At 51.6% G+C, this 827-nt stretch carries 2 protein-coding genes; both read right to left on the minus strand.

Features of this window, described 5'->3' with window-relative positions:
- On the minus strand, nt 1–442 hold a 442-nt coding region (locus AWU74_RS06510), incomplete at its 3' end, for a POTRA domain-containing protein (protein ID WP_306701038.1).
- Nucleotides 443–456: 14 nt separating this feature from the next.
- Nucleotides 457–827, minus strand: a 371-nt coding sequence (locus tag AWU74_RS06515; protein ID WP_238580211.1) for a hypothetical protein, incomplete at its 5' end; no start/stop codon positions are given.

Below are 827 nucleotides of genomic sequence, written 5' to 3' on the forward strand. Positions count from 1 at the left end.
CGTCTTCGTCGAGCAGAACTTTTGATTTGATAAACACGTCGCTTTCTTTTACTGTGACAGTTTCCCGCAATTCGGAAGCATGCACGCCGCTATTGCCGGAAAAAAGCAGTTTAGAAACCACCGGACGCTCCGTCACGGCAAAGGAGAGCCGCACTGCCTCGCGTGTGCTGTCGGCGGGGTATGCGGTCGGATTAATATCGTCAAAATAGTCTAGCGCGTAGAGGCGTCCCGTCAAATCGGAATACAAACCGTCGGTGAACGGTTTGCCGACGAACGGTTTTATTACCCCGTCGAGGTCGGCAGGCTTTACGTTATGCAGCCCTTCAAATTCAACCGCCTTGATGATTTTACCGTAATACCAGTCTTCCGTCTGCGCGGAAAGAGCGGCAGCCGAAATCAGGAATGACACGGCAAAGAAATGCCGTGCGGTTGTCGCATGCATAAAAACTCCCTGTTCTAAAACGCAGTTTTCCACGACAGCGTAATTGACGCCGCAGGCACCCACATTGACGACAGCAGCGAACTTCTGTTGCCCCCAAATTCCGGTGCAAATGCCAAGCGTACTAGCGCGAACGGCGAATCCATAGCAAAACCGAATTCCGGCTGGAAAAGCAGATCGGAACCCTGCGCGTGGGTTTCGTCGTATGCCAAACGCACCAGCATATCGCCGAAAATCGGCGCGCTGAAATATTTCCCGATATATACCGACGTATTATCGAACGCTTTGCCGAGCGTCATCTGACCGTTCCCGACGCCTGTCTGATTTTTTGCCCAGTTTTGAATTGCGGGTATCTGCATAGAAAATATATCAAAGTTCAGCCGCTCGC

The organism is Treponema endosymbiont of Eucomonympha sp., from assembly GCF_001028545.1.